This is a genomic window from Phenylobacterium sp., assembly GCF_031181185.1.
GTDB lineage: Bacteria > Pseudomonadota > Alphaproteobacteria > Caulobacterales > Caulobacteraceae > Phenylobacterium.
The window spans coordinates 1-5,170 of sequence record NZ_JAPSKZ010000221.1 but is presented as its reverse complement, the minus strand read 5'-3'; the positions used below and the strand labels follow the sequence as shown (position 1 = coordinate 5,170).

The 5,170-nt window shown below is 68.5% G+C and carries 4 protein-coding genes; all 4 read left to right on the top strand.

The features are described from left to right. Positions 1-593 (top strand): flagellin (locus RIF93_RS18440; RefSeq protein ID WP_309092912.1); only part of this gene is annotated, 593 nt, incomplete at its 5' end. 114 nt (positions 594-707) lie between these two features. Next, on the top strand, positions 708-995 hold the full coding sequence (locus tag RIF93_RS18435; protein WP_309092911.1) for a hypothetical protein: 288 nt from the start codon (positions 708-710) through the stop codon (positions 993-995). Between the two features lie 157 nt (positions 996-1,152). Further along, a complete protein-coding gene (locus RIF93_RS18430; protein ID WP_309092910.1) occupies positions 1,153-1,992 on the top strand; it encodes a flagellin in 840 nt (279 codons plus the stop codon). 131 nt (positions 1,993-2,123) lie between these two features. After that, the gene (locus tag RIF93_RS18425) at positions 2,124-4,970 is read left to right on the top strand and encodes a hypothetical protein (RefSeq protein ID WP_309092909.1); all 2,847 of its coding nucleotides are present in this window, start codon (positions 2,124-2,126) and stop codon (positions 4,968-4,970) included. Positions 4,971-5,170: the final 200 nt, after the last annotated feature.

Here is a 5,170-nt window from a genome sequence, read left to right as displayed (position 1 = left end):
TCTCGGCCGGCGAAACCGTCTCGGACCTGCTCCTTCAGATGAAGGAAAAGGCCCTGGCGGCTTCGGACACCTCGCTCGACACCACCAGCCGGACCGCTCTCGCCGACGACTTCAAGGCGCTGCGCGATCAGCTGGGCAAGGCCGTGAAGAACGCCGAATTCAACGGCATCAACATGGTCAAGACGGGCGGCACGACGATCGCGGCGATCGCGAACGCCAACGGCACCGAGAAGATTACGGTCACCGCCCAGAGCCTCGCGCTCGGCGGCGCGAACGTGACCGTTTCGGCCGCGGCGACGTTCACCACCGCGACCCAGGCCAGCGCGATGATCTCGACGATCAACACCTCGATCTCGAAGGTGTCGAGTGTCCTGTCGAAGCTCGGCACGGGTTCGAAGTCGCTCGCCTCGCACGTCGACTTCGTCAACAAGCTTCAGGACTCCATCGACGCCGGCGTGGGCAACCTCGTCGACGCCGACCTCGCGAAGGAAAGCGCCAGGCTCCAGGCTCTGCAGACCAAGCAGCAGCTGGGCGTTCAGGCGCTGTCGATCGCGAACCAGTCCTCGTCGATCCTGCTGGGCCTGTTCCGTTAAGGCCCTGGCCGCGGGGCTTCGGCTCCGCGGCCGTCTCACGGGGGCGGGCCGGGCGACCGGTTCGCCGCTGTGCTCTCACATCGGAGCGCTGCCTAACCGGCGGCGTCAGGAGCCATGCAAAGCAAGGTTGCGGCCTTCGCAGCCACGCCCGATCCGACGCTCAACCAGCCCAAGTCCGGCGCGTCGCCCAGCGGCGGCCAGGCCAAGGCCCAGGTCAAGACCTCGGATCCGGTCGATCTGCGACTGATCATTGAAGAGGATCAAGCCAGCGGGACCTACGTCTACAAGACCATCGACCGCCGAACGGGCGAGGTCGTCCTCCAGCTGCCCAGGGCCGATGTCCTGCGGATGCGGGAGGAGACCGCCTACGCCGCCGGCGCGGTGATCCGCACCCAGGCCTGATTCCACAGCTCGCTTGGCGAGCCCGAACGTCCCGACCGCCCCGGAGAGGCTCCGGCGGCGGCGACGCGCGTTGGCGTCGTTAACCTTCTGATCACCACGTTTCTTCACCCTCGCGGCAAGGCGGACGGCGAGTCGCCGAGCGTGAGTGGAGAGCGCCATGTCGATCAGCGTGCATACGAACAAGTCCGCCCTGATTGCGCTGCAGAACCTGAACAAGACCAACGACGAGCTCAGCTCCGTCCAAAACCGTGTGAACACGGGCCTGAAGATCTCCAACGCCAAGGACAACGCCGCCATCTGGGCCATCGCCCAGGGGCAGCGCGCCGACATCGGCGCGCTCGGCGCGGTGCGGATGAGCCTGGAGCGCGCCCATTCGATCGCCGAGGTCTCGATGACGGCTGGCGAATCGGTCTCCGACCTCCTCGTCGAGCTGAAGGAGAAGGTCGTCGCGGCGATGGACACCTCGCTCGACAGCGCCTCGCGCACGGCGCTGAACTCGGACTTCCGCTCGATCCTGCGGCAGATCACCCAGGTGGTGCAGAACGCCGAGTTCGACGGCGCCAACCTGCTGGACGGCTCGCTGGGCGCCAGCATCCAGTTCCTCGCCAATGCGGACGCCAACTCGCAGATCACGCTGTCCAGCCAGAACTTGTCGCTGGGCACCGGGGGCATCATCACCATCACCGCGAACGCGGCCATTCTCACCGTGACGACGGCGTCCGCGGCGCTGACGCGGCTGGAGACCTCGATCTCGGCGGTGAACCAGGCGCTCGGCAGCCTGGGCTCGCAGGCAAAGCAGATCGACGCCCACCTCGATTTCGTCTCCAAACTGACCGACGTGCTGGAAACCGGCGTCGGCAATCTGGTGGACGCCGACCTCGCCAAGGAGAGCGCCAGGCTGCAGGCCCTGCAGGTGCAACAGCAGCTGGGGGCGCAGGCGCTGTCGATCGCCAACTCGGCGCCGCAGATCATCCTGTCGCTGTTCCGCGGCGGCTAACGGCTTTCCGTTGGGGCGTACTGACGAGCCCGGAGGCGCCCGCTTCCGGGCTTTTCTTCTGGGCTCTTAACGGCGTGGAGACTCTGGCGAGCTAGAAGGGACGGGCGGAATTCCGTCCGCGGTGCGGGTCGATGGTTGTATCACTCGATAGCAATCTGCTCCTGAGCCTCTACCAGGGCCGCTCGTCGGGGCTGCTCGGCGGCGCCGCCGGCGCGTCTTCGACCGGCGGCTCGGCGCCGCGTGGGAGGGTCGCCCCGACCGCCCCGTGGAGCACCCAGGCCACGCCGACGCCGCCGGGCGAGCTGGTGAAGTCCGTCCTCCGCGGCAAGAAATTCATCGACGAGAACGCCGCTCAGCTCGACCTGCAGGGCGCCAGCGCCGACTACCGCAAGCTGTTCGCCATGTACCAGGGCCTGTCCACGCTGAGCGGGCTGGCGGAGCGGATGCGCGCGAAGGGCGTCACCAGCACCGAGAAGATGCAGATCCAGCGCGCTTTCTCGCGCGGAATGGCCGAGTTCAACAGCTATGTGGACACCGCCGCCTTCGAGTCGCTGCGGCTGACACAAGGCGAGGCGGCGACCCGGGCCAAGAGCACCGCTCCGGTGCCGCGCAAGAAGACCGAGTATGTCACCGCGCCGATCTTTGCTGGGACCAGCTCCGCCGCCGTGCCGGCATTCCAGGGCGCGGTGAAGTTCGACATCAAGGTGAAGCGGGCCGGCACGGTCCACAGCGTGGCGATCGACTTGGCCGACATGGGCGCCCAGACCCGATCGATGGCCAACGTCGTCACGTTCATCAACGACAAGCTCGCTGCGGCCGGCGTGGACACCCGCTTCGCGACCCAGCGTCTGCCGGGCCAACCCAAGACCGTCGAGTCCGGCGGCAAGACGATCAACATCGGCACGGGCCCCGACCAATGGGCGCTGAAGGTGAAGGTGTCGGTCGGCGAGGTCGTGACCTTCGACGCCCCGGCGACCGCGGGCGCTGTCTACATGGCCCAGACGACGGGCAATCCGGATCCGGACGGCAAGGCCTCGACGAACGACGCCGTGCTGCGCCAACAGCTGCTGAAGTTCCAGACGGATACGACCAGCGTTCCGGCCCCCGCGCAGGCCGACGGCGAGAGTTACTGGGTGGATGGCCGCGCCTTCGCCAAGACCCTCGGCCCCGAGGTGAAGACCGTGCGGGCCACACAGGTGGGACCGGATGGCTCGGTCTACATGCTGGCCGACGTCACGGCTGCGACGGGGGGACAGGAGCTCAAAGGCACGCAGGACGTCGCCCTCCTGAAGTACGACGCCGCCGGCCAGCTGGTCTATTCCCGGACACTTGGCGCGTCAGACGAGGCGACGGGCCTGGCCCTGGCGGTTTCCGCCGACGGCAAGGTGGCCGTTGCCGGCGCGGTCAAGGGCGGCCTCGGCGGCGCCACCGAGGGTCCGATGAACTCGGGCGAAGCCGGGGCCTACGCCGGACAGTCCGACAGCTTCGTGACGCTCTACAATGCCGATGGCGAAGAGACCTGGACGGCGCGCCGCGGCGCGCGGCAGCAGGACGAGGCGACGCACGTGGCCTTCGCCGCCGACGGTTCGATCCTGGTCGCCGGTCGCGCGCAGTCCACCATGCCGGGCGCCACCGCGGTCGGGAGCTGGGACAGCTATCTTCAGGCCTTCAAGCCGCAGCTGGTCACGACGGCCGAGGATCGCACCGGTAAGGTGGGATCGCTGTTCACCCACAGCTTCGGGACGGCGGGCGCGGACCGGCCGGCCGGGATGGTCGTCGACGGGACGTCGGTCGTCACCGCCAGCATCGAGAACGGCCGAGCCATCCTGAGGCGGTTCGACCTCTCTGGCGGATCGCCGGTGCTCACCTCGACGCGCGACCTGGGCGACCTCCAAGGCGGTGAAATTACCGGCCTGGCCATCGACGGCGGCCAGATCATCGTTGCGGGCACGACGTCGAACGGAGCGCTGAGCGCCGGAACCGTCAGTCGCGCTCATGCGGGTGGCACGGACGCCTTTGCTGCGAAGGTTTCCGCCAATCTGGCGCCGAACGCCGGCGACCGCATCGCCTACTATGGCGGCGCCGGGAACGACCGGGCCACGGCGCTCACTGTCGCCAACGGACAGGTCTATATCGCGGGCGCCGTCGGAACCGATCTCCCGCCGGAGGGGCCGGTCGGGGCGCCTGGCTCGGGTCCGGCCGCGGTTGGGAAGAAGGATGGGTTCCTCACCCGGCTGGTAATCGACACGGGCACCGTCGATTGGTCGCGGCGGTTCACGGGCAAGGACGGCTACGCGGCGCCAACGTCGATCGCGGTCGATCCGGACGGCGCGAGCGTGCTGGACCGTCTGGGACTGCCGAAGGGCACGCTCGATATGGCCGATTCCGAGCGGATCATCGACCAGACCAGCATTCGCCCTGGCGACGCCTTTCAGGTCCGCTCCGGCTCGGGCCGTTGGGCCACGGTGACGATCGAGGCGAAGGACACGCTGGACAGTCTCGCGGCCAAGATCCGCCGCGCCTCAGGCTTCCAGGCGAAGGTGTCGCTGAGCTCCAGCGGCGGCAACCGGATCATCAACATCACGCCGGCCACCGACCGAGCGGTGATCGAGTTTTCCGCCGGCAAGACGGATAAGGACGCCCTGGCGCTGATCGGGATTCCCGAAGGCGTCGTACGCAACACCGAGATCGGAAAGGATGGCAAGGCGGTCGCTACCGACGGCAAGCCGATGTTCTACGGTCTGGGCATGGACAGCCTGCTGAACCTGAACGACGACAAGCAGGTCGCCCACGCGCTTGCGGACCTCGCGAAGGCGCAGGGCGTGATCCGCAACATCTATCGCGACCTCGTCGCGGCCGCGACGCCGCCGGACCCGCTGGCGAAGGCTCAGATCGCCAGCGGCCCCGCGCCAGCCTACCTGACCAACCAGATCGCCAACTACCAGGCGGCGCTCGCGCGGCTCGGCGGCGGCGGCTGACACGGCGGCTTGAAAGCCCGGGCCGCGCGGTCTAGCGAGGCGCCATGACTTCGCAGCCCCCGAGCGAGCATCCGCCCGCGCCCCGCCGCACCGGCCTGGTGATCGTCGGCGCCGCAGTCGCGTTGCTGGCGGGCGTGGTCATCGCCTGGCTGCTGATGCGGGGCGGGCAGGGCGAACCGGCCCAGCCGCCGCCGGCCTCG